This is a genomic window from Rhodococcus sp. HNM0563 (assembly GCF_012726195.1).
Classification (GTDB): Bacteria; Actinomycetota; Actinomycetes; order Mycobacteriales; family Mycobacteriaceae; genus Rhodococcus.
The window spans coordinates 408,176-429,822 of the sequence record NZ_JAASAF010000001.1; the positions used below are offsets into that span (position 1 = coordinate 408,176).

Genomic DNA, 21,647 nt, shown 5'->3' on the forward strand with positions numbered 1-21,647 from the left:
CCCGGTTGTTCGAGGCCGGGAGGACGTCACTCAGTGGACGCCGGGAGATCGCTCCGTGAGCGCGAACCCGATCCGGTCCAGAACTCGGCTCGTGGCATCGCCGGTGCCGAGCCGGACGGCGGCCTCGAGATCGTCGAGGGTATCGACGTCCAAACGCAATCCGTCCAGAGGTTCCGTCAGAGCCCTTGCCCCGGACCGGACGTGTCGTCGTGCGGAGTCGATACCGAACATCGGCTCGAGCGGGCGACCAGGCGTGCATTGGAACAGCGCAGCAGTTCCGTCTCCGGTGTGGTCCGCGACGATCGCTCTGCCGAACCGCCTCGATTCGGTGAGCGCGGCCGCGAGTTCCGATGATCGCAACGCCGGAAGATCCGCATGGAGCGCGACGAGATCGGTTTCGGGTGATTGCGCGCGGATGCGTGCCGCTGCGACCCCGAGCGCCGCGTTGAGGGGATCGGATTCCCCCCGGTAGGCAGGATCGGGCAGGACTCGTGCGCCGTGCGCGAACGCGACCTCGGTCGCGACCGGATCCGACGTCACCACGGTCGCGACGGAACCGGGTAACTCCAGTGCTGAGGCAAGGGTGTCGATGAGCATCGCAACAACCAGGTCGGAGCGCGTGGCCGGGTCGAAGACGTGCGCGAGCCGCGTCTTCGCCAGGCCCAAGGCCTTGACGGGGACGAGCACGTGCACAGCAGTCATGTCGTGGATTCTGCCAGTTCCGCCACCGGATGCATCCCGGCGTCCCGTCTCGCGGTGCACCCATCCCGTTTGGGCGATACTGGACGCACCCGTGGTGGAGACATGCATCCGGCGGGGCCGTGATGCGGTGAGACGACAGCGCGGCGAGACGACTGCGCAACGAGACGAATGAGGGGGACCGTGTGACCAAAGCGGCGATTCTGGGGGCGGGTTCATGGGGGACGGCGTTCGCGAAAGTTCTCGCCGAGGCGGGTACCGACGTGACCGTCTGGGCGCGTCGGGAGGAGATGGCACGTGCGATCGACGAGCGGCACGAGAATCCCGACTACCTCCCCGGTGTCCGTTTGCCCGCGACCCTGTCGGCGACCTCCGATCACCGGGCGGCGCTGGACGGAGCCGACTTCGTCGTCCTCGCAGTCCCGTCCCAGGCGCTGCGCAGCAATCTCGCCGAGTGGCGGGACGACATCGACTCGGGCACGACCCTACTCAGTCTCGCGAAAGGGATCGAGAGCGGCACGCTGATGCGGATGAGCCAGGTGATCGGTCAGGTCACGGGGGCGGAACCGAACCGGATCGCGGTGCTGTCCGGGCCGAATCTCGCGCGTGAGATCGCCGCGGGTCAACCCGCAGCCACGGTGATCGCGTGCCCCGATTCCACCCGCGCAATGCAGATTCAGAAGTCCTCTGCCACAGGTTATTTCCGTCCCTACACGAACACGGACGTCGTCGGGTGCGAGATCGGCGGCGCGTGCAAGAACGTGATCGCACTCGCGTGCGGGATGGCTGCCGGTGTGGGGCTGGGAGACAACACGGTGGCGAGCATCATCACCCGCGGCCTGGCCGAGATCATCCGCCTCGGAACCGCGCTCGGGGCGAAGCCTGCGACGTTGGCGGGTCTGGCGGGGGTGGGTGATCTCGTCGCCACCTGCACCTCGCCGCTCTCGCGCAACCGCACCTTCGGTGAGCGGCTCGGTCGGGGCGGGACCCTCGAGAGTGCGCAGGAGGCGACGCACGGCCAGGTGGCCGAAGGAGTCAAATCCTGCACATCGGTGCGGGAACTCGCCGCCAGTTACGATGTCGAGATGCCTCTCACGGATGCCGTGCACCGCGTCTGCCACGAGGGTATGTCGGTTCAGGACGCGATCGGGTTGCTGCTCGGCCGCCGCATCAAGCCGGAGTGACCCGATGCTCGGAGATTCGACCCGCTGTGTCGAAGCTGTTGCCGTAGAAGGTGTTCCGGGAGATCCGTTGCAACCCGGCCCGGTGCTCGCGGCGCCGTATCGACTCGGTGAGGACGAAAGCGCCGCGTCGGACACCTACGCCCGCGCGTCGAACCCCGGGTGGCGCCACCTCGAACGGGCGCTCGCGAGCCTCGAGGGCGCGTCGTCGGCTCGCGTCGTCGGCTCCGGAATGTCCGCGATCACCGTCGCGCTCCGTTCGCTCGCGTGCCCCGGCGGAGTGGTCGTGGTCCCGTCGGACGGGTACTACCAGGTTCGCAAGTACGCGCGTGACTGTCTCGAACCGTTCGGTGTGGTGGTCCGCGAGCTATCTGTGTCCGAGTTCGGTGACGGCACACTCACCGCAGTGCTCGCGGACGCGCACGCGGGTGCGCTGGTTCTCGTCGAGACTCCGTCCAACCCGGGACTCGACACCGTGGACCTCACTGCGACGGCGGCGACGTGCCGTGCGGTAGGCGCCCTTCTCCTCGTCGACAACACCACCGCCACACCGCTCGGACAACAACCGCTCGGTCTCGGTGCGGACGTCGTGGTCGCGAGCGGTACCAAATCACTCAGCGGACACAGTGATCTCCTGTTCGGATACATCGCGGTGCGTGACGATGCGCTGCTTCCACGGCTCGACCGTGAACGGTTGCTGTCGGGGACGGTGTTGGGGCCGTTCGAGACCTGGCTCGCCCATAGGAGTCTCGGAACGGCAGGTCTGCGCTTCGAGCGACAGTGCGCAAACGCGCAGGCCATCGCGCAGATGTTGGCCGAGCATCCCGCTGTCGCGGACGTGCGCTATCCGGGCCTGCCGACGGATCCGGCCCACCCGGTTGCTGCGGCGCAGATGCGCAGGTTCGGCCCGCTCGTGACCTTCCTACTGGACGACTCCGACTGCTTCCACCGGTTCGTTCGAAGGTCGGAGTTGGTGGTCTCTGCAACCAGCTTCGGAGGCATCCATACAACAGCGGATCGGCGCGCCCGCTGGGGCGATCCGGTACCCCCGGGGTTCGTGCGCCTATCGTGCGGTATCGAGGACACCGAGGATCTGCTCTCCGATCTCGACGTGGCGCTGCGCACCTCGTGAACGACGGGAAACCGGCTGGGGCGAGGACCGGTCCTACCGGTACCGTGTGTGCCGTGAGTAACCCCCGCACCCGGGTGGCTGTCGTGTTCGGCGGCCGCAGCAACGAACATTCCGTCTCCTGCGTCTCGGCAGGCAGCGTCCTCCGCAACCTGGATCCCGACCTCTACGAAGCCGTCCCGGTCGGGATCACCGAGGACGGTGCCTGGGTACTCGCAAGCTCGGATCCGGAGAAGCTCGCGATGGCCGGGCGCGAACTGCCCGTCGTCGACACGACCGGTTCCGCACTTGTGCTCACCGCCGACCCGACCCGAAGCGGCGACCTCGTGGCCCTCGACGAAGGTGACTTCGGCAAGGTGTTCGCATCGGTCGACGTCGTTTTTCCCGTGTTGCACGGCGCCAACGGCGAGGACGGCACCCTCCAAGGTCTGTTGGAGCTTGCAGGAATTCCGTACGTCGGGCCGGGCGTTCTCGCCAGTGCGGCGGGTATGGACAAGGAATTCACCAAGAAGTTGCTCGCAGCCGAAGGTCTGCCGGTGGGCTTTCAGATCGTCCTCCGCCCAGGGGTCGCGACGCTCACCGACGAGCAGAAGGACAGCCTCGGCCTGCCCGTGTTCGTCAAGCCCGCGCGTGGTGGATCATCGATCGGTATCAGCCGAGTAACCGACTGGCCGTCGTTCGACGCCGCAGTGGACAAGGCACGCCTGCACGATCCGAAGGTCATCGTCGAGTCGGCGATCGTCGGCCGCGAGGTCGAATGCGGCGTCCTCGAGTTCCCCGATGGAGAAGTCCGGGCCAGCGTCGTCGCCGAGATCCGCATGCCGGATTCGTCGGGCAACCACGAAGCGTTCTACGACTTCGACACCAAGTACCTCGACGACGTGTGTGAATTCGACGTCCCGGCCAAGCTCGACGATGAGATCTCCGCCGAGATCCGCGACCTGGCGGTGCGTGCCTTCCGCGCACTCGACTGCCAGGGACTCTCCCGGGTGGACTTCTTCGTCACCGAGGACGGTCCGGTGATCAACGAGATCAACACCATGCCCGGATTCACCTCGATCTCGATGTATCCGCGGATGTGGGAGGCTGCAGGCATCGACAACCGCGAACTCGTCTCGACGCTGATCCGCACTGCACTCGCTCGGGGAACCGGGCTGCGCTGACCATCGACCCGGATCCGGTACCGCCGGCGATCCGGTACGGCCGGCCTGTCGGCTCCGTCACCGACGCGACTACGCTGTGGTCATGACTGCCGTGACCCCTGACTCCACCGCATCCGATTCCGCGGAAGCCCAGGCGATCGACACACGCGAAGCGGTACACGCTGCCGCACGCGCCGCCCGTGTCGCCTCCCGGCGTCTCGCCCTCCTCACCACCGCGCAGAAGGACGCTGCGCTCCACGCCGCAGCCGATGCAGTTCTCGCGGCATCGGATGCGGTTCTCGCGGCCAACGCGGTCGACATCGACACGGCGCGTGCGGGCGGTACCGAAGAGTCGCTCCTCGATCGACTGCGCCTGACCGAGGCTCGTATCGAGGGCATCGCATCGGGTCTGCGTCAGGTCGCGGGGCTGCCCGATCCGGTCGGCGAAGTGGTGCGCGGTTCCACGTTGCCCAACGGCCTCGAACTCCGCCAACTCCGTGTGCCACTCGGCGTGGTGGGCATGGTCTACGAGGCGCGGCCGAATGTCACCGTCGACGCGTTCGGTCTAGCTCTCAAGTCGGGCAACGCAGCGTTGTTGCGCGGCTCGTCGTCCGCGGCACACTCGAATGCGGCGCTTGTCGAGGCGCTGCGGAATTCGCTCGCCGCTCAGGGACTCCCCGAGGATGCCGTGCAGTTGCTGCCGAGCGCCGACCGGTCGTCGGTGACGCATCTGATCCAGGCCCGCGGGCTCGTCGACGTGGTCATCCCGCGCGGCGGCGCCGGCCTGATCGCGGCCGTGGTCCGCGACGCGACGGTGCCCACCATCGAAACCGGTGTGGGCAACTGCCACGTGTACATCCACTCTGCCGCCGACCTGGAGATGGCCGAGAAGATCGTCGTCAACGCGAAGACACGGCGTCCGAGTGTGTGCAACACCGTCGAGACGATCCTCGTGGACAAGGCCATCGCCGACACCGCGGTGCCGAAGCTGTTGCAGGTGCTGCAATCCCACAGCGTCACCGTGCACGGCGACCTGCCCGGACTGGTGCCTGCAACCGAGGACGATTGGACCCAGGAGTACCTCACGCTCGATGTGGCGCTCGCGCTCGTCGACGATCTCGAGGCCGCAGTCGGGCATATCGACACGTACGGCACCGGCCACACAGAAGCGATCGTCACGTCGGATCTCGCTGCGGCCCGAGAGTTCACCGCTCGTGTCGATGCGGCGGCCGTGATGGTCAATGCCTCCACCGCGTTCACCGATGGTGAGCAGTTCGGGTTCGGTGCGGAGATCGGCATCTCCACTCAGAAACTGCATGCTCGGGGCCCGATGGGACTGCCCGAACTCACCTCTACGAAATGGGTGGTGTGGGGCGACGGCCACACGCGTCCCGCCTGACCAGCCCGATCAGCACGACGACCGATCAGCACGACGAAAGGACACAGCGTGGATCGTGCGCTGCCGACCACTCCGCCGATCTTCGCGGACGTCCAGGACGTGATCGACCGGCTCGCCGAGACCGGCTACCTCGCCGACAAGGCCACGGCCACGTCGGTGTTCCTCGCCGACCGGCTCGACAAGCCGCTGCTCATCGAAGGCCCCGCCGGCGTCGGCAAGACCGAACTGGCGAGGGCCGTTGCGCAGACCTCCGGTGCCGAACTGGTCCGGCTGCAGTGCTACGAGGGTGTCGACGAATCCCGCGCGCTCTACGAGTGGAACCACGCGAAACAGATTCTCCGTATCCAGTCGGCGGGCGCCGACGCCGCAGCAGACGGATCGTGGGATTCGACGAAGGAGGACGTCTTCTCCGAGGAGTTCCTGCTGTCGCGTCCCCTGCTCACCGCGATCCGGCGCGACGACCCGACGGTGCTACTGATCGACGAGGTCGACAAGGCCGACGTCGAGATCGAGGGCTTGCTCCTCGAGGTACTCAGCGACTTTGCCGTGACGGTCCCCGAACTCGGCACCATCCGGGCGTCCCGTAAGCCGTTCTCGGTCCTGACGTCCAACGCGACCCGCGAATTGTCCGAGGCCCTCAAGCGGCGATGCCTCTTCCTCCACCTCGATTTCCCGGATGCCGATCTGGAACGAAGGATCCTCGCGAGCCGGGTCCCCGAGCTGTCCGAAGCGGTCGCCGAGCAACTCGTCCGCACCGTCCATGTGTTGCGCGGCATGCAGCTCAAGAAAGTGCCATCGGTCGCCGAGACGATCGATTGGGGCCGGACGTTGCTCGCACTGGGGATGGACACCCTCGATGATGCGGCCGTACGCACCACTCTCGGGGTCGTCCTCAAGCATCGGTCCGATCAGGACCGTGCGGCAGCCGAGCTCCGGCTGAACTGACATGGCCGACGCACCGACATCCGGTCCGGGTGCAGCGCTGCGGGCCCCGTACGGCATTCCAGGTCATCTCGTCGGATTCGTCGAGGCACTGCGTCGTCGCGGCATCGCGGTGGGTCCGTCCGAGACTGTCGATGCAGGGCAGGTCATGTCGGTGATAGACCTGCTCGACCGGGAAATCCTCCGTGAAGGGCTGGCGTGCACACTCTTGCGTCGGCCGACCCACCGCCCGACCTTCGACGCGTTGTTCGATCTGTGGTTCCCCGCCGCGACCGGCAGGCGTGGCGCCGACGGTGCAGAGTTCACGTTGCCTCGAACGCCCTCCGGCGAGATCGACCTCGAGGCGGTCCGCGACCTGATCGCCGAACTCCTCGCCGACGATTCCCCGGACGCGCTTGCCGCGACCGAGATGCTCACCGCACAGCTCGTCGAAGCGCTCGGCCAGTACAAATCGTCGAACGGGCCGTCGTTCTCGGCGTACCAGACTCTGCGCGACGTCTCCCCGGAGACTCTGCTCACTCGAATTCTCGAGGGGCTCCTCGGCAACGGGTCCCGCGACGACCGCGACAGCGGTGACTACGAGACCGAGGTCGCGCGGCAGACCGCCGCACGCCGGATCGCCGACTTCCGGGCGATGATCGAACGGGAAACGCGCCGTCGCACCGCCGAACAACTCGGTCGCGAGCGAGTCGAGAAGTACGGGGTTCCGAAACTCGCGGAAGAAGTCGATTTCCTGCGCGCGTCCGACTCGGAGCTCGTTGCGTTGCGCCGACAGGTGATGCCGCTCGCACGTCTGCTCGCGAGCCGGCTCGCCGCGCGGCGCCGCCGGAGTCGCGCCGGTGCCATCGATCTGCGACGCACGCTGCGCAAGTCGATGTCAACAGGTGGTGTGCCTATCGATCTGGTCAATCGCAAGCCCCGCCCCGCGCGACCGGAACTCGTCGTCCTGTGTGATGTCTCAGGCTCGGTCGCGGGGTTCTCGCACTTCACGCTGCTGCTGGTCCACGCACTGCGCGAGCAGTTCTCGCGCGTCCGGGTGTTCGCGTTCATCGACACCACCGACGAGGTGACCCATCATTTCGCCGCAGGCATCGACCTCGGGACAGCGATGTCGCAGATGCTCCGCGAAGCGGAGCTGATCACATACGATGGCCACTCCGACTACGGCAACGCCTTCGCCACCTTCAACGAGAGGCACGCGCACAGCCTCACCAGCCGCAGTTCCCTCCTGATCCTCGGAGACGGGCGGAACAACTACCGCAACCCCAACCTCGATGCCCTCGGGCACATGGTCCAGGTGGCGCGGCACGCGCACTGGCTCAACCCGGAGCCGCGTGGGCAATGGGGCGCCGGGGACTCGGCAGCGCGGGTGTACAGCGAGGTCATCACCATGCACGAATGCCGTTCGGCGAAACAATTGGCCGAGGTGGTGGCTGCTCTGCTGCCGGTCTGATCGGACGGCCCCGCGGGCGCATGCCGGTCGTTCACCGCCGGGGCGCCCGGCCCCTGGCACCGCCGGCTGCGGGAGAAATCCCCGGTCAGTCATAGCGTGACGGACGTCAACCCGTAAGCTGGACAACCGTGCCTCAGCCATCCGACCGACACCCGGGGTCCCCGCGACGCCTGGGCGTGATGGGCGGAACATTCGATCCCATCCACAACGGTCACCTCGTCGCCGCGAGCGAGGTCGCCGCCAGATTCGGTCTCGACGAGGTGATCTTCGTACCGACCGGCCAGCCATGGCAGAAATCGGGTCGGCGAGTCAGCGCCGCCGAAGACCGGTACCTGATGACCGTCGTCGCGACCGCGTCGAACCCCCGATTCACGGTCAGCCGCGTCGATATCGATCGCGGTACTGCGACCTACACCGTCGATACCCTTCGCGACCTGCGAGAACAGTATCCGGACTCGGAACTGTATTTCATCACCGGCGCTGATGCCCTCGCCTCGATCCTGTCATGGCAGGACTGGCCGACGTTGTTCGAGCTCGCACGTTTCGTGGGGGTCTCCCGCCCCGGCTACGACCTCAGCGTGGAACACCTCGCCCCGCACCTCGAGGGACTTCCGGCCGAAGCGGTGAGCCTCGTCGAGATCCCGGCGCTGGCAATCTCCTCGACGGACTGCCGTACCCGAGTCAACAATCACCGTCCGGTCTGGTATCTCGTGCCCGACGGTGTGGTGCAGTACATCAGTAAGCGTCACCTCTATGTGGATGCACCCACATCGAACCACGTGAACACCGAGAGAAAGAGCACCTAGTGAGCGCAACGGCAGAAGCCCTCGAGATGGCCCGGATCGCGGCCCTCGCGGCAGACGAAAAGCTGGCGACCGACGTCGTAGTGCTCGACGTGTCGGAGCAACTGGTGATCACCGATTGCTTCGTCATCGCATCGGCCCCCAATGAGCGTCAGGTCAATGCGATCGTCGACAACGTCGAGGAGAAGCTGCGCGACGCCGGGCACAAGCCGGTCCGTCGCGAGGGCACACGTGAAGGACGCTGGACCCTGCTCGACTACATCGACGTCGTCGTTCACATCCAGCACGAGGAAGAGCGCAACTTCTACGCCCTCGAGCGTCTGTGGAAGGACTGTCCGACGGTCCCGGTCGACGGAATCGGCGGCCCGCGTTCCGCGGCGGACGACGATACGGGGCGTGAGTGAGTGCGCCGGTGCGGGTGCGGCACTTGATCATGCTGCGCCACGGACAGACCGAGTACAACGCAACCAGCCGGATGCAGGGCCAGCTCGACACCGACCTGTCGGACCTCGGTCGTCGCCAAGCGCTGGCGGTGTCCCACACGGTTGCCGCTTTCGATCCGATCACGATCGTCTCGTCGGATCTGCGACGTGCCTACGACACCGCAACGACGATCGGCGATCGCTCAGGGCTGCCGGTCGAGATCGATCCCCGGCTGCGTGAAACACACCTGGGACAGTGGCAGGGGTTGACCCACGCCGAGGTCGATGCGAGCCACCCGGGCGCGCGTGCGCAGTGGAGAGGAGATGCGACGTGGGCGCCGCCGGGCGGTGAGAGCCGCGAGGACGTCGCCCGACGAAGCCGGCCCGTCGTCGATGAGCTGCTCGCCAAGCACGAGCAGTGGAGCGACCGGCCGATCGTGCTCGTCGCACACGGTGGGTTGATCGCCGCGCTGACCGCGTCGTTGCTCGACCTGCCGGTCGAGCGATGGCCGGTTCTCGGGGGGCTGGGGAACACCGGCTGGGTGCAGCTCAGCGGCTACGGTGATTCGCCGACCTGGCGGCTCGATGTATGGAACGCGTCGGCAACGGTGTCGCCCGATGACGCTCTCTGAATCCGGAACGGCCGCGCCGAGGCCCTCGCTGCTGGTGATAGGCGACTCCCTCAGCTATTACGGGCCCAAAGGCGGCCTACCGGCCGACGATCCGCGAATCTGGCCCAATCTCACGGCAGCCGCCCTCGGGTGGGACGTCGACCTCATCGCACGCATCGGCTGGACCACCCGTGACGCATGGTGGGCGATGACACAGGATCCCCGCGTGTGGGCTGCCATTCCACGCGCCGGTGCGGTCGTACTCGCTGTCGGCGGGATGGACACGTTGCCGTCGCCGTTGCCCACGGCCCTGCGGGAAAGCATGCGCTATGTCCGGCCTGCCTCGCTGCGGAGGACCGTGCGTACCGCATACGGCTGGGCCCAACCGCGGTTGTCACCGCTCGGTTGGCCGGTCGCGCTTCCTCCTCGGGTGAGTGTCGAGTATCTCGAAACCATCCGGGAATCCCTCGCGTACATGCGACCGGACCTGCCGGTGATCGGGACATTGCCGTCCGTCCATGACAGCGAGCAGTACCGGTCGGTGCATCGTGGGCGGCGCCCTGCTGCCCGTGCGATTTCACGGTGGGCCGACGAAAAGTCGGTTCCCCTGGTCGATCTCGGCGAAGCCGTACGCGAGAACGTCTTCTCGGACGAGGCGAACCCCGACGGAATCCATTGGGGATGGGACGGGCACCGCAAGGTTGCCGAGGCGATGATCGACGCGGTGCGGATGGCTCGTCCGGATGCGCATCCCGCCTCCGACGGCATACGGTAGGTGCCGTGTCAGTAGTGGTGGTCACCGACTCGTCGTGTTGTCTCGATCCGGAGATGTCGGAGCGATACGACATCCGGATCGTTCCCCTGCACGTGATCTCCGAGGGGCGGGATTTTCGCGAGGGTATCGATGAGCTTCCCGAAGATCTGTCGGGAGTGACCACGTCCGGCCCGTCGCCGGCCGAACTGCTCGAGGTCTACTCGCGTGCACTCGACGACAGCGACGGCGACGGGGTAGTGGCGGTACACCTGTCGCGACTGCTGTCGGGCACCTGGGAGGCTGCGAAGCACGCCGCCGACTCGCTCGGCGATCGGGTGCGGCTGATCGATTCACAGAACACCGCGATGGGTTTGGGATTTGCCGCACTCGAAGCGGCGCGTGCGGCCGAACTCGGCGCCGATCTCGACGAGGTGTACTCGCGTGCAGTCGAGGTGGCAGCATCCGGACGGACTCTGCTGGTGGTCGACCGACTCGACCACCTGCGCCGCGGCGGTCGCATCGGTACGGCCACCGCACTGCTCGGCACGGCTCTTGCGATGAAACCCGTTCTCCATCTCGTCGACGGGAAACTCGTGCTGCGTGAGAAGACTCGGACGATGACGAAGGCGCTTTCGAAACTGGTCGACGGAATCGTCGCCGAGGCCGGGCCCGCCCCACTCCTCGCGGTGCATCATCGTGGAGCACCCGAACGCGCAGATCTGCTGGCGGAGCAACTTTCCGAGCGGATCCCCGACGCGTCCGAACTCCTCATCTGTGAGATCGACGGAGTGCTCGGTGCACACGTCGGTCCGGGGGCGATCGGGATCGTCGTGGCACAGCGCTGACCGGACGGTTATCCACAGCTGCTCCATCCATCCACAGATTTCGCGTCACGGTGGTCCGCGAGCGCTTCACCGCCCGGGCCGGCGTTAGCGTCACGGCATGGGCAGCGACGGAGACCTCGCGAGAACGCGGCTGGATGCCATCGTGCGATCCGAGACGATCGGTCGGGCCGGGAACGGCGACCAGGACGAGCTCGACGACCTGTTCACAGACCGTTCGCGACCTGATGAGGCCGGTGAGTCACTGAGCGTCCTCGAGCGGATGCGTACGGCGCGCTGGGACGCCGGCCGCGGTGGTGGTAAGGCGCTCGCAGCGGTGGCGGTTGTGGCAGTTCTCGTCGCGGTCGTCGTCGTGTGGCGGGACCGTCCGGTACCCGAATCCGTTCCGCCGCTGCCTGCTGTCGAAGTGCTCGCGACGTCGTCGCATGCTCCGGTGTCCGAGCAGCAGGCGGAAATAGTGGTCAGTGTGGTCGGGCTCGTGACCCAGCCGGGATTGGTGCAGCTGAGCCAGGGTGCGCGAGTCGCGGATGCACTAGAAGCGGCGGGCGGCGCCGGTGAAGGCGCAGATCTGCTCGGTCTGAACCTCGCTCGACGGGTGGCCGATGGCGACCAGATCATCGTCGGAGTAGCGCCGCCGCACCCGGTTCCCGAAGGCAGCGCGGTGTCCGGGACGGGCGGTGGCGTTGCGGATGGGGCCGATGGTGAACCTGGTCAGGCCCAGAATCCGTTGAATCTCAACACGTCCGACGAATCCGCCCTCGATGCGCTGCCCGGCGTGGGTCCTGTCACCGCAGCGGCGATCGTCGCGTGGAGACGCGACAACGGACCGTTCACCGACGTAGAGCAGCTCTCCGAGGTGGATGGGATAGGCCCCGCCAGACTGGCCCGGTTACGCGAGTTGGTGGCCGTGTGACCGTACCGGTCTCCGTGGACGCCCGACTCCTGCCGTGCACCCTCGCGGTGTGGGCTGCAACCCTGATCGGTCTCTGTTGGGGTTGGAGGATCTCGGTGCTCGTGGCCGCGCTTGCCGCGGTGGGGGCACTGGTCGTCGCACTATTGGCGGCGGGTACGGGAGCCTCGTGTAGGCGAACGCGCAGGGGGCGTTCGTCGACACGAGGCCCGGTGCTGCGGGGAGTGGTCGTCGTTCTGGTCGTCACTGCAGGATGCGGCAGTGCTGTCGCCGTGCGGATGTGGTTCGTCGAGAACCATCCGCTTGCGACGGCACCGGCCGATGCGTGGACCACCGCAGTGGTGGAACCGACCGACGATCCACGGTTGATTCGGAGTTCACCGTTCGGTGGTGAACCACAGGTGCGTGTTCCTGTCGCGATACGCCACGTGACGTTGGGCGGCGAGTCGATGGCAGTCGGGGGCACAGCGGTGGTATTCGCTCCCGCCGACGGATGGGAACATCTGTTGCCGGGGCAGCGAGTCACCATGCGGGGCAGGGTATCCGAGAACGCGGCCTCGGGAGACATGGATCCGGGGACCTCGGTGGCGGTCCTCCGGGCCGACGGCGCACCGCGCGCGACGGAAGCGCCTTCGGCTCTTGCGGAATGGGCAGGCGGCATCCGGGAGGATCTGGCCGAGGTGTCGGCACGAGCACTGAGTCCTTCTGCGGCCGGACTGTTCCCAGGACTGATCGTCGGTGATACGAGCCGACTCCCGGACGACGTGCGCGAGGACTTCCGAGTGTCGGGTCTGACGCACCTGACGGCGGTGTCCGGCGCGAACGTCAGTATCCTGCTCGGGGCGATTCTGTTGCTGGTCAGGTTCGTCGGAATAGGCCCGCGGACGGGCGCTGTCCTGGCGGGTACGGCACTGGTGCTGTTCGTGATCGTCGTGCGTCCGTCGCCGAGCGTGTTGCGTGCCGCGGCGATGGGAGGGGTCGCGCTCCTGGCGCTCGTCGCGGGGAGGCAGAGGCAGGCACTTCCCGCACTGTGCACGGCAATCGGGCTTCTGGTGCTGGTGTGGCCGGACCTCGCGGTCGACGTGGGATTCGCGTTGTCTGCATCGGCCACCGCCGGACTCGTGCTCATTGCGCCGGTCTGGGTCGCGTCGATGCAGGCGCGTGGATGGCCCCGGGCGGTGGCCGAGGTGTGCGCGGTATCGTGCGCGGCGTACATCGTGACCGCACCGATCCTCGCAGCTGCGACGGGGACCGTCAGTGTCGTGGCGGTGGCCGCGAATATTCTGGTGACGCCGGTGCTTGCGCCGCTGACCGTTCTCGGTTCGCTCGTGGCAGTGTGCGCGCCGGTGGTCCCAGGTGCCGCCGAGTTCCTCGCGCGGGGCGCAGCACCGATGCTGTGGTGGCTCATTGCCGTCGCCGCTCGCGCAGCATCAGTGCCCTCGGCGGAGTTCTCGCTGCCGGACGGGCCTTGGAGGGCGGCGGTGGTCTGCTGCGCGGCTTTTGCTGGCTGTGTCCTCCTGCGTTACAAGAGAATTCGGTATCCTGCCGGTGTCGCGGCGGCCTCGGTGCTCGCGGTGTGGATTCCCGTACGCCTGTTCGCCCCCGGCTGGCCGGCGAACGAGTGGGTGTTCGCGGCCTGCGATGTGGGGCAGGGCGACGCAGTGGTGCTCGCTGCCGGTGACGGTACTGCGGTGGTCGTGGACTCGGGGCCGGAGGCCACACCGGTGGATCGGTGCCTTCGACGATTGCATATCGACTCGGTGCCGGTCGTGATCGTCTCGCACCTGCATGCCGATCACATGGGTGGTGTGCGCGGGGTGTTGCAGGGTCGCAGGGTGGGGGAGGTGATCGTCGGCCCGGGTGCGATGGGCCGAGACACGGTGGCAGACCTGACCGACCAGGCCACCGAGTTCGGAGTGCGAATCCGAGAGGCGGCGGCCGGGGAGGTACTGCGCGTCGGTTCGGTGACGATCCGGATCCTCGGTCCCCCCGCTGAACGCTCCGGCGATTCGGAGAACGACCTTTCGCTGGTGATGGTTGCCGAGACAGCAGTGGGACGCATCCTGCTTCCGGGTGACGCGGAGGCACCCGCACTCGACGCGTTGATGCGCAGCGGGGTCGATGTGCGCGCCGACGTCCTCAAGGTTCCTCACCACGGCTCGCGGACGACGTCGGAAGCCTTCCTGGCCGCGGTACGCCCCCGCGTCGCGGTGATCAGCGCGGGACGCGACAACACGTTCGGGCATCCGCACCTCGAGATCGTCGAGGCCCTGCACGAGGTGGGCTCCCGGATACTGCGTACCGACCTGCACGGAGATATTGCCGTGGTGCGTGCCGGGTCCGGGGCGCTGGCCGTAGTGTCGGACTCACGTGGCACGATCGGTCCGTGAGCGACACACCCCTGCACCTGGTTCTCGGCGACGAAGAACTCCTGGTCGACCGCGCGGTCACGAAGATCATCGCGACGGTACGGGCCCGCAGCGGTGCAGGCGCAAATCTTCCGGTCTCGCGGTTGCGCGCAGGGGATGCGGGCGTTCCGGAACTGGCCGAACTTCTGAGTCCGTCACTGTTCGCCGAAGACCGGGTGGTCATCCTCGAATCCGCCGCCGACGCAGGCAAAGATGCGGTGGCCCTGATTCTCGACGCGGCTGCAGCACCCCCTGACGGGGTCACCCTGGTCATCCTGCACACTGGTGGAGGACGCACGAAGGCGATGGTGGGGGCGCTGCAGAAGTGCGGTGCCGAAGAATATGCGTGCCAGGTCCCCGGCAAGGCAGGGGAGCGCGCGAAATGGGTGCGCGCATTCGTGCACCAGGAGTTCCAGGCGGCCGGCGTGCGGGTTGCGGGAGACGTCGAACAACTCGTGATCGACTCGGTCGGCTCCGATCTCCGCGAACTCGCGGCGGCATGCAGTCAGCTGGTGGCCGATACCGGCGGCAAGATCGACGCGAACGCGGTCCGCCGCTACTACTCGGGCAAAGCGGAAATCACCGGATTCGACGTTGCCGAGAAGGCAGTGGCAGGAGATCTCCCCGGAGCGATGGAAGCGTTGCGATGGGCGATGCACCGGGGCGTCGCACATGTCCTGCTGGCCGATGCCCTCGCCGATGCTGTGCACACCATCGCGAAAGTGGGATCGGCCGGGCGGGGAGATCCGTTCTCCATGGCGTCGGGGCTCGGCATGCCGCCGTGGAAGGTCAAGAAGGCGCAGGGGCAAGCGCGTCGGTGGGCACCGGAATCGATCGGAACCGCACTCGGGGTGGTCGCGGCACTCAACGCCGATGTCAAGGGTGCGGCAGCCGACGCCGACTATGCGGTGGAGTCCGCGGTCCGTACCATCGCGGAATTGGTCGCCTGAAGACCCGCCACCGATACGACCGAAGGCCGCACCTCCGAAAGGTGCGGCCTTGTGTCAGCAGAGCTTGCGTCCTCTACCTCGGAGCTGAGGGCTCAGAGCTTGTTGGCAAGCTTCGCGAGAGCAGACTTCTTGTTCGCAGCCTGGTTGGCGTGGATGACGCCCTTGCTGGCTGCTTTGTCGAGCTGACGGCTGGTGGCGACGAGGAGCTCGTTGGCCTTGTCCTTGTCTCCAGCGGCCGCGGCCTCGCGGAACGAACGGATCGCAGTGCGCAGCGAGGACTTCACCGACTGGTTCCGGAGCCGGTTGCGCTCGTTGGTGCGAATCCGCTTCACCTGGGACTTGATGTTGGCCACGCGTAAAATCCTGTCGTCTTGCTGGTAGTTGATAGGAAAGCTCTGGGTGCGCTAGGGCACGACGGTCGACGATACCAGCGTTGGCCGTCAATGCCCAAACCGATCCGACAGTATCGCCCCGGCGCTCCGGCGATCTGTGGGGCAAAAAATATCGTCTATCTCACAACAAGGGTGCGAGTCGGCCACGCGTCACAGGTATCGGCGTGACACTGACGGCATGACGTCAGAACATGAAACTGCCCAGGAGGCGGCCGGTCCGAACGACTTCTCGGATGTCAGGAAGTACATCGCCGAAGCCATCGGCACATTCGTGCTCGTATTCTCCGCAGTCGGAACTGCAGTGTTCGCCGGAGCGAAAGTCGGCAACCTCGGCGTTGCGCTCGCGTTCGGTCTGACGCTGCTCTTCCTCGTCTACACGATCGGCCCGATCTCGGGATGCCACGTCAATCCGGCGGTCACGTTGGGCCAGCTCATCGTCGGGCATGTCACGCCCGTTCGCGCTGTCGGATATTGGATCGCTCAGGTCGTGGGCGGTCTCATCGCCGGTGTCACGATCTTCGCGGTCGCGTCGTCACTGCCATCCTACGACCGGGCAGCCGACGGACTGGGAGCGAACGGATGGGGCCCGCACAGCCCCTCCGCGATCGAGGGACCACTCGGCGGAGTCATCGAGAACGGATACGGAATCGGCGCCACGATGATCATCGAGATCCTGCTCACCGGCCTGCTGGTCTTCGTGGTGCTCGCCAGCACCGATCAGATCTCCGATGTGCTCAACGCGGGACTCGCGATCGGATTCTCACTTGCGGTGATCCACCTGATCGCCATCCCGATCGACAACACCTCGGTCAACCCGGCACGCAGTCTTGCAGTGGCGTTCTATCAAGACGGTGCGCTTGCGCAGCTGTGGCTGTTCATCGTGTTCCCGCTCATCGGAGGCGCGCTCGGTGCGCTCGTCTACACGTTGTTGTTCGGCCGTAATCAGGGATTGCGCGCCTCGTAGAACAGCAGCCCGCTGTCCTGAACTGTATGTCCGGCTTTCTGGGTCCAGTCTTTCTAGGCCCAGTCGAAATCCGCGCGGAGGCGCGATGCGACCCGATCGAAACGGGAACGCTCGAGGATCGCGCCTTCGCGGCGGATGCCGTCTTCCGGAACATCCAGGATGCGGTCGAGTCGGATCCAGCTCGGTCGGTTCTCGCGATCCCACGGGCCTGTGCCGATCCCGACCCAATCGGGGTGTCCGTCGCGGTCGCCGTTGGACGAGAGCATCAGGCCGAGCAGCGTCGAACCTTCGCGTCCCACGACGAGGACGGGACGGTCCTTGCCTTGGCTCGCATCTTCTTCGTACTCGACCCACGTCCAGACGATCTCGCCGGGATCGGCGTTTCCGTCGAGATCGGGTGAATACTCGATCGTGCGGGCACGCTGCGCCGTCGGGCTGGTACGAGAAGCCACGGGACGACCGGGAGTAGGTGCGGGCGCAGCTCGGCCGGAGTCCTGAGTCAGTGCACCCTTCGCGCGGTCGAGTGCTCCCGACTGCTGCAACTGCTTGTACAGCCGCGGGCCGTGTTCGACCGCAAGACGTCCGAGTTGCTTGCCCATTTGCATCCACTTGCCAGCCACGATCGGCCAGTGTAACCACGCTTCCGAGCATGAGCAGTCGTGCGGGTACACACGAGGTACCTACCTGTCGGCACAGCCGACGACTCGGCGATTGCGACTCTTGGATATTCTTCAAGATGACCGCGGCCCCAGGCCGCTGCCGGCCCGAGTCAGGAGCACGACATCACCACGTTCGCCGACACCACCTTCACGGATCCCGCGAAGATCCGGAACTTCTGCATCATTGCGCACATCGACCACGGCAAGTCGACGTTGGCGGACAGGATGCTGCAGCTCACCGGCGTGGTCGAGGAACGGCAGATGCGCGCCCAGTACCTCGACCGGATGGATATCGAGCGTGAACGCGGTATCACGATCAAGGCGCAGAACGTGCGGCTGCCGTGGAAACTCGACGGCGAAGACTACGTCATGCACCTGATCGACACCCCCGGCCACGTCGACTTCACCTACGAGGTCTCGCGCGCGCTCGAGGCGTGCGAGGGCGCCGTGCTCCTCGTCGATGCCGCGCAGGGAATCGAGGCGCAGACCCTGGCGAATCTCTACCTCGCGCTCGACAAGGACCTCACGATCATTCCGGTTCTCAACAAGATCGATCTGCCCGCCGCCGATCCCGATCGGTATGCGGGTGAGATAGCCAACATCATCGGGTGCGAGCCCTCCGATGTGCTGCGTGTCTCCGGCAAGACCGGCGAGGGAGTCCCCGAGCTGATCGACGAGGTGATCCGGCAGATTCCCGCGCCTGTCGGTGATTCCGATGCACCTGCCCGCGCGATGATCTTCGACTCGGTGTACGACACCTATCGCGGTGTCGTGACCTACGTTCGCGTCGTCGACGGCAAGATCATGCCGCGCGAGAAGATCAAGATGATGTCGACCGGCACCACCCACGAGCTGCTCGAGGTCGGCATCGTGTCACCGGAGCCCAAAGCGGCAACCGGCCTCGGTGTCGGAGAGGTCGGCTACCTGATCACGGGCGTGAAGGACGTGCGTCAGTCGAAGGTGGGCGACACGGTGACGCTCGCGCGCGGTGGAGCCTCGGAGCCGCTCACCGGCTACCGCGAACCGCGGCCCATGGTCTATTCCGGCCTGTACCCCGTGGACGGTTCCGATTACCCGGTGTTGCGCGACGCTCTCGACAAGCTCCAGCTCAACGACGCCGCGCTCACCTATGAACCCGAGACCTCCGTTGCGTTGGGCTTCGGATTCCGGTGTGGATTCCTCGGTCTGCTGCACATGGAGATCTCCCGTGAGCGGCTCGAACGCGAATTCGGCCTCAACCTGATCTCCACCGCCCCGAACGTGGTGTACCGCGTCGTCCTCGAGGGTGGTGAGGAAGTCATCGTGACCAACCCGTCGGTGTGGCCCGAAGGCAAGGCCCGCGAGATCTACGAGCCCATCGTCAAGTGCACGATCATCGCGCCGAGCGAGTTCATCGGCTCGATCATGGAGCTGTGCCAGTCACGGCGCGGTGAGCTCGGAGGCATGGACTATCTGTCCGAGACCCGCGTGGAACTGCGCTACACCCTGCCGATGGCCGAGATCATCTTCGACTTCTTCGACTCCCTCAAGTCGCGCACGCGCGGATACGCGAGCATGGACTACGAGGAAGCCGGAGAACAGGAAGCTGCCCTGGTCAAGGTCGATATCTTGCTGCAGGGAGAAGCGGTCGATGCCTTCAGTGCGATCGTGCACAAGGACGCCGCGGCAGCGTACGGCAACAAGATGACGACCAAGCTCAAGGAACTCATCCCGCGCCAGCAGTTCGAAGTGCCGGTGCAGGCCGCTATCGGCTCGAAGATCATTGCGCGCGAGAACATTCGCGCGATCCGCAAGGACGTGCTTGCCAAGTGCTACGGCGGCGACATCAGTCGTAAGCGCAAACTGCTCGAGAAGCAGAAGGAAGGCAAGAAGCGCATGAAGACGATCGGTCGCGTCGACGTGCCGCAGGAAGCATTCGTTGCGGCCTTGTCGTCGGAGGCGTCCTCGGACAAGCCCAAGAAGTAACCGCTCGGCGAAAGGACCCCATCGTGCTCGAGACCTGGCTGACACGTGAATTCGGAATCACGATTCCGCTCGTGGGGGCGCCGATGGGTGGACGGGCCGGTGGGGCTCTCGCCGGTGAGGTCACCAAGGCCGGGGGCCTGGGGCTGATCGGAGCGGCGAGATACAACAACGCCGAGTGGCTCGAGCAGCAAGCCCGGACGGCACGCGAGATCGGCGGCGGGCTTCTCGGCTTCGGTCTCATGACGTGGTCTCTGTACGACGACGATTCACTTCTGGGTGCGGTCCTCGCGCACCGTCCGCAGGTGGTTGCTCTGTCGTTCGGCGACCCCGCTCCGTATGTCCAACGGGTTCACGATGCCGGTGCCACCGTGATCTCCCAGATCAACACCCTCGAGGATCTTCGAGTGGTCGAGGCCGCGGGAGTCGACGCGGTGGTTGCGCAAGGTCACGAGGCCGGTGGTCACACCGGGAGGATCGGGACATTGCCATTGCTGCAGGAAGTGCTCGAGTCCACCGAACTTCCGGTACTCGCTGCCGGGGGCATTGCGTCGGGTCGCGGGCTTGCCGCCGTGCTCGCGTCCGGGGGAGTCGGTGCTCTGGTGGGGACTGCTCTGCTTGCCAGCCCGGAAACTGTAGGACCGGATTATGCTCGCGCTCGGTTGATCGCGGCCGGAAGTTCCGACACCGTGTACACCGATGTGTTCGACAAGGCCCGCCACCAGCCGTGGCCGGCCCGGTGGGGCGGCCGCGCCCTGGTCAACAGCTTCACCGAGACATGGCATGGCCGTGGGGCGGACGAGCAGACCCTTGCCGATGAATACGCCGGCGACGATCCGGATATCGGAGTCGTCTACGCAGGGGAAGCAGCAGGGCTCGTCCGGGCCGAGCGGCCCGCGGGCGAGGTGATTCGCGGTATCGGCGCGCAGGCGGAGACGTTGCTCGGCCGCTTCCGTTGAAGCAGTTCCCTTTCCGCCGCCCGCAGATTAAGGTATGCCTGACCTAAATCTGAAGGGTGGTTCTGCAATGCGTGTGAGATTCCTGTCGGTGTGTGCCGCAGCCGTTCTGGTCGGTGTCGGGCTGGCCGGGTGCTCGACCACGGACGACGCGGACACCGACTCGGTGGGGGCCAACGAGACCGTTTCGGTGGAGCACGCTTTCGGAACCACCACGATCGAGGGCACCCCGGAGCGCATCGTCGCGACATCGAGCCAGTGGGTCGATGCGCTTCTCGAACTCGGCGTCCAACCCGTCGGCTACCTCAGCGCGGGGTCGGCGGGTGACGAGCGCGGCCTGTACCCCTGGCAGAGTGACGTATCGGCAGACGCCGTCAACCTCACGGCCGGAAACGACGCGACCATGCAGGGGCCACTGCCGATCGAACCGATCGCAGCACTCGAACCAGACCTGATTCTCGGGAACTGGCAGATCACCTCCGCCGATTCGTACGACACTCTGACCGAGGTGGCACCCACGGTCGCTCCGCTCGGTGAGACCGGCGTCGACAACTGGGACGACCAACTCCGCGCCCTGGGGACCCTGCTCGATCGCTCCGGCGACGCCGAGCGGATCATCGCCGAGAGGAACGCCGAGATCGACGAGTATGCCTTCCCTGAGCTCGAGGGCAAGACCGCGGTCCTGTCCCAGTTCATGTTCGCCGATCAGCAGTTCGTCGTCGTCGCCGATCCGTCCGACGGCGCGTCGGCCCTCTTCGAACAACTGGGGATGACGCTTCCGCAGGCGCTGGTCGAGGAGGCCGGTGTCTCCTCCGGTCGCGTGATGCTCAGTCCCGAACGTGTCGACGCGCTGGTCGCCGACCTGCTCGTCATACTTCCCAATGGCGGGACCGAGGAAGATCTGATGGCCCTGCCCGGTTTCGATCGGTTGCCGTCGGTGGCGAACGGTGGGCTGGCTGTGGTCGACTATCCGACCGTTGCCGCATTCAATGTTCCCTCGTCGTTGTCGATCGGGTACGCGCTCGACGAGCTTCGCCCGCAATTGGAGGCCCTCGCGGGTTCGTGACCG

The 21,647-nt window shown here is 66.3% G+C and carries 21 protein-coding genes; 18 read left to right on the forward strand and 3 right to left on the reverse strand.

Annotated features, from left to right (window positions below):
* Window positions 1-30 precede the first annotated feature (30 nt).
* Entirely contained in the window at window positions 31-702 is a 672-nt protein-coding gene (gene cofC / locus HCA61_RS01975; protein ID WP_169686126.1) for a 2-phospho-L-lactate guanylyltransferase, read from the reverse strand.
* Window positions 703-884: 182 nt separating this feature from the next.
* Here cofC and HCA61_RS01980 point away from each other — a divergent pair, with 182 nt between their 5' ends.
* The 14 genes from HCA61_RS01980 to holA all read left to right on the forward strand — a co-directional run bounded on the left by HCA61_RS01980 (window position 885) and on the right by holA (window position 15,645).
* On the forward strand, window positions 885-1,883 hold the full coding sequence (locus HCA61_RS01980; RefSeq protein ID WP_169686128.1) for an NAD(P)H-dependent glycerol-3-phosphate dehydrogenase: 999 nt from the start codon (window positions 885-887) through the stop codon (window positions 1,881-1,883).
* A gap of 4 nt (window positions 1,884-1,887) precedes the next feature.
* The gene (locus HCA61_RS01985) at window positions 1,888-3,012 is read left to right on the forward strand and encodes a cystathionine gamma-lyase (RefSeq protein ID WP_169686130.1); all 1,125 of its coding nucleotides are present in this window, start codon (window positions 1,888-1,890) and stop codon (window positions 3,010-3,012) included.
* A gap of 53 nt (window positions 3,013-3,065) precedes the next feature.
* Window positions 3,066-4,172, forward strand: a complete 1,107-nt coding sequence (locus HCA61_RS01990; protein ID WP_169686133.1) for a D-alanine--D-alanine ligase family protein — start codon at window positions 3,066-3,068, stop codon at window positions 4,170-4,172.
* A gap of 82 nt (window positions 4,173-4,254) precedes the next feature.
* The gene (locus HCA61_RS01995) at window positions 4,255-5,550 is read left to right on the forward strand and encodes a glutamate-5-semialdehyde dehydrogenase (protein ID WP_169686135.1); all 1,296 of its coding nucleotides are present in this window, start codon (window positions 4,255-4,257) and stop codon (window positions 5,548-5,550) included.
* A gap of 48 nt (window positions 5,551-5,598) precedes the next feature.
* A complete protein-coding gene (locus HCA61_RS02000; protein WP_169686137.1) occupies window positions 5,599-6,495 on the forward strand; it encodes a MoxR family ATPase in 897 nt (298 codons plus the stop codon).
* Between the two features lies 1 nt (window position 6,496).
* Window positions 6,497-7,945, forward strand: coding sequence for a VWA domain-containing protein (locus HCA61_RS02005; protein WP_169686139.1), 1,449 nt, complete (start codon window positions 6,497-6,499; stop codon window positions 7,943-7,945).
* Between the two features lie 128 nt (window positions 7,946-8,073).
* Window positions 8,074-8,751, forward strand: coding sequence for a nicotinate-nucleotide adenylyltransferase (gene nadD, locus HCA61_RS02010; protein ID WP_308198779.1), 678 nt, complete (start codon window positions 8,074-8,076; stop codon window positions 8,749-8,751).
* Window positions 8,751-9,152 carry a ribosome silencing factor gene (gene rsfS, locus HCA61_RS02015; RefSeq protein ID WP_169686141.1) on the forward strand — a complete coding sequence of 134 codons (402 nt, stop codon included), beginning with the start codon at window positions 8,751-8,753 and terminating at the stop codon, window positions 9,150-9,152. Before nadD ends, rsfS begins: the two co-directional genes overlap by 1 nt.
* Window positions 9,153-9,181: 29 nt before the next feature.
* Window positions 9,182-9,802 carry a histidine phosphatase family protein gene (locus tag HCA61_RS02020; protein WP_169686841.1) on the forward strand — a complete coding sequence of 207 codons (621 nt, stop codon included), beginning with the start codon at window positions 9,182-9,184 and terminating at the stop codon, window positions 9,800-9,802.
* The gene (gene octT / locus HCA61_RS02025) at window positions 9,789-10,556 is read left to right on the forward strand and encodes a diglucosylglycerate octanoyltransferase (RefSeq protein ID WP_169686143.1); all 768 of its coding nucleotides are present in this window, start codon (window positions 9,789-9,791) and stop codon (window positions 10,554-10,556) included. The genes HCA61_RS02020 and octT overlap by 14 nt, the downstream gene beginning before the upstream one ends.
* Window positions 10,557-10,561: 5 nt before the next feature.
* The gene (locus HCA61_RS02030) at window positions 10,562-11,380 is read left to right on the forward strand and encodes a DegV family protein (RefSeq protein WP_169686145.1); all 819 of its coding nucleotides are present in this window, start codon (window positions 10,562-10,564) and stop codon (window positions 11,378-11,380) included.
* 97 nt (window positions 11,381-11,477) lie between these two features.
* On the forward strand, window positions 11,478-12,290 hold the full coding sequence (locus HCA61_RS02035) for a ComEA family DNA-binding protein (RefSeq protein ID WP_169686147.1): 813 nt from the start codon (window positions 11,478-11,480) through the stop codon (window positions 12,288-12,290).
* On the forward strand, window positions 12,287-14,677 hold the full coding sequence (locus HCA61_RS02040) for a DNA internalization-related competence protein ComEC/Rec2 (protein WP_169686149.1): 2,391 nt from the start codon (window positions 12,287-12,289) through the stop codon (window positions 14,675-14,677). The genes HCA61_RS02035 and HCA61_RS02040 overlap by 4 nt, the downstream gene beginning before the upstream one ends.
* Window positions 14,674-15,645, forward strand: a complete 972-nt coding sequence (gene holA, locus HCA61_RS02045) for a DNA polymerase III subunit delta (RefSeq protein WP_169686151.1) — start codon at window positions 14,674-14,676, stop codon at window positions 15,643-15,645. The genes HCA61_RS02040 and holA overlap by 4 nt, the downstream gene beginning before the upstream one ends.
* A 92-nt stretch (window positions 15,646-15,737) precedes the next feature.
* On the opposite strand, the gene rpsT is transcribed toward holA, so the two are convergent.
* Window positions 15,738-15,998, reverse strand: a complete 261-nt coding sequence (gene rpsT, locus HCA61_RS02050; RefSeq protein WP_169686152.1) for a 30S ribosomal protein S20 — start codon at window positions 15,996-15,998, stop codon at window positions 15,738-15,740.
* 217 nt (window positions 15,999-16,215) lie between these two features.
* Between rpsT and HCA61_RS02055 the strand changes: the two genes are divergently transcribed.
* Window positions 16,216-17,001 (forward strand): aquaporin, encoded by a 786-nt coding sequence (locus tag HCA61_RS02055; protein ID WP_169686154.1) that lies wholly within the window; start codon window positions 16,216-16,218, stop codon window positions 16,999-17,001.
* A 53-nt stretch (window positions 17,002-17,054) separates the two neighbouring features.
* Here HCA61_RS02055 and HCA61_RS02060 read toward each other — a convergent pair whose 3' ends face one another.
* The gene (locus HCA61_RS02060) at window positions 17,055-17,621 is read right to left on the reverse strand and encodes a type II toxin-antitoxin system PemK/MazF family toxin (protein ID WP_169686156.1); all 567 of its coding nucleotides are present in this window, start codon (window positions 17,619-17,621) and stop codon (window positions 17,055-17,057) included.
* A gap of 162 nt (window positions 17,622-17,783) precedes the next feature.
* Here HCA61_RS02060 and lepA point away from each other — a divergent pair, with 162 nt between their 5' ends.
* The 3 genes from lepA (at window position 17,784) to HCA61_RS02075 (ending at window position 21,644) form a co-directional block, all read left to right on the forward strand.
* Window positions 17,784-19,625, forward strand: a complete 1,842-nt coding sequence (gene lepA / locus HCA61_RS02065; protein ID WP_169686842.1) for a translation elongation factor 4 — start codon at window positions 17,784-17,786, stop codon at window positions 19,623-19,625.
* 23 nt (window positions 19,626-19,648) lie between these two features.
* Entirely contained in the window at window positions 19,649-20,581 is a 933-nt protein-coding gene (locus HCA61_RS02070) for a nitronate monooxygenase (protein ID WP_169686158.1), read from the forward strand.
* Between the two features lie 67 nt (window positions 20,582-20,648).
* Window positions 20,649-21,644, forward strand: a complete 996-nt coding sequence (locus HCA61_RS02075; protein WP_169686160.1) for an ABC transporter substrate-binding protein — start codon at window positions 20,649-20,651, stop codon at window positions 21,642-21,644.
* Window positions 21,645-21,647 lie beyond the last annotated feature (3 nt).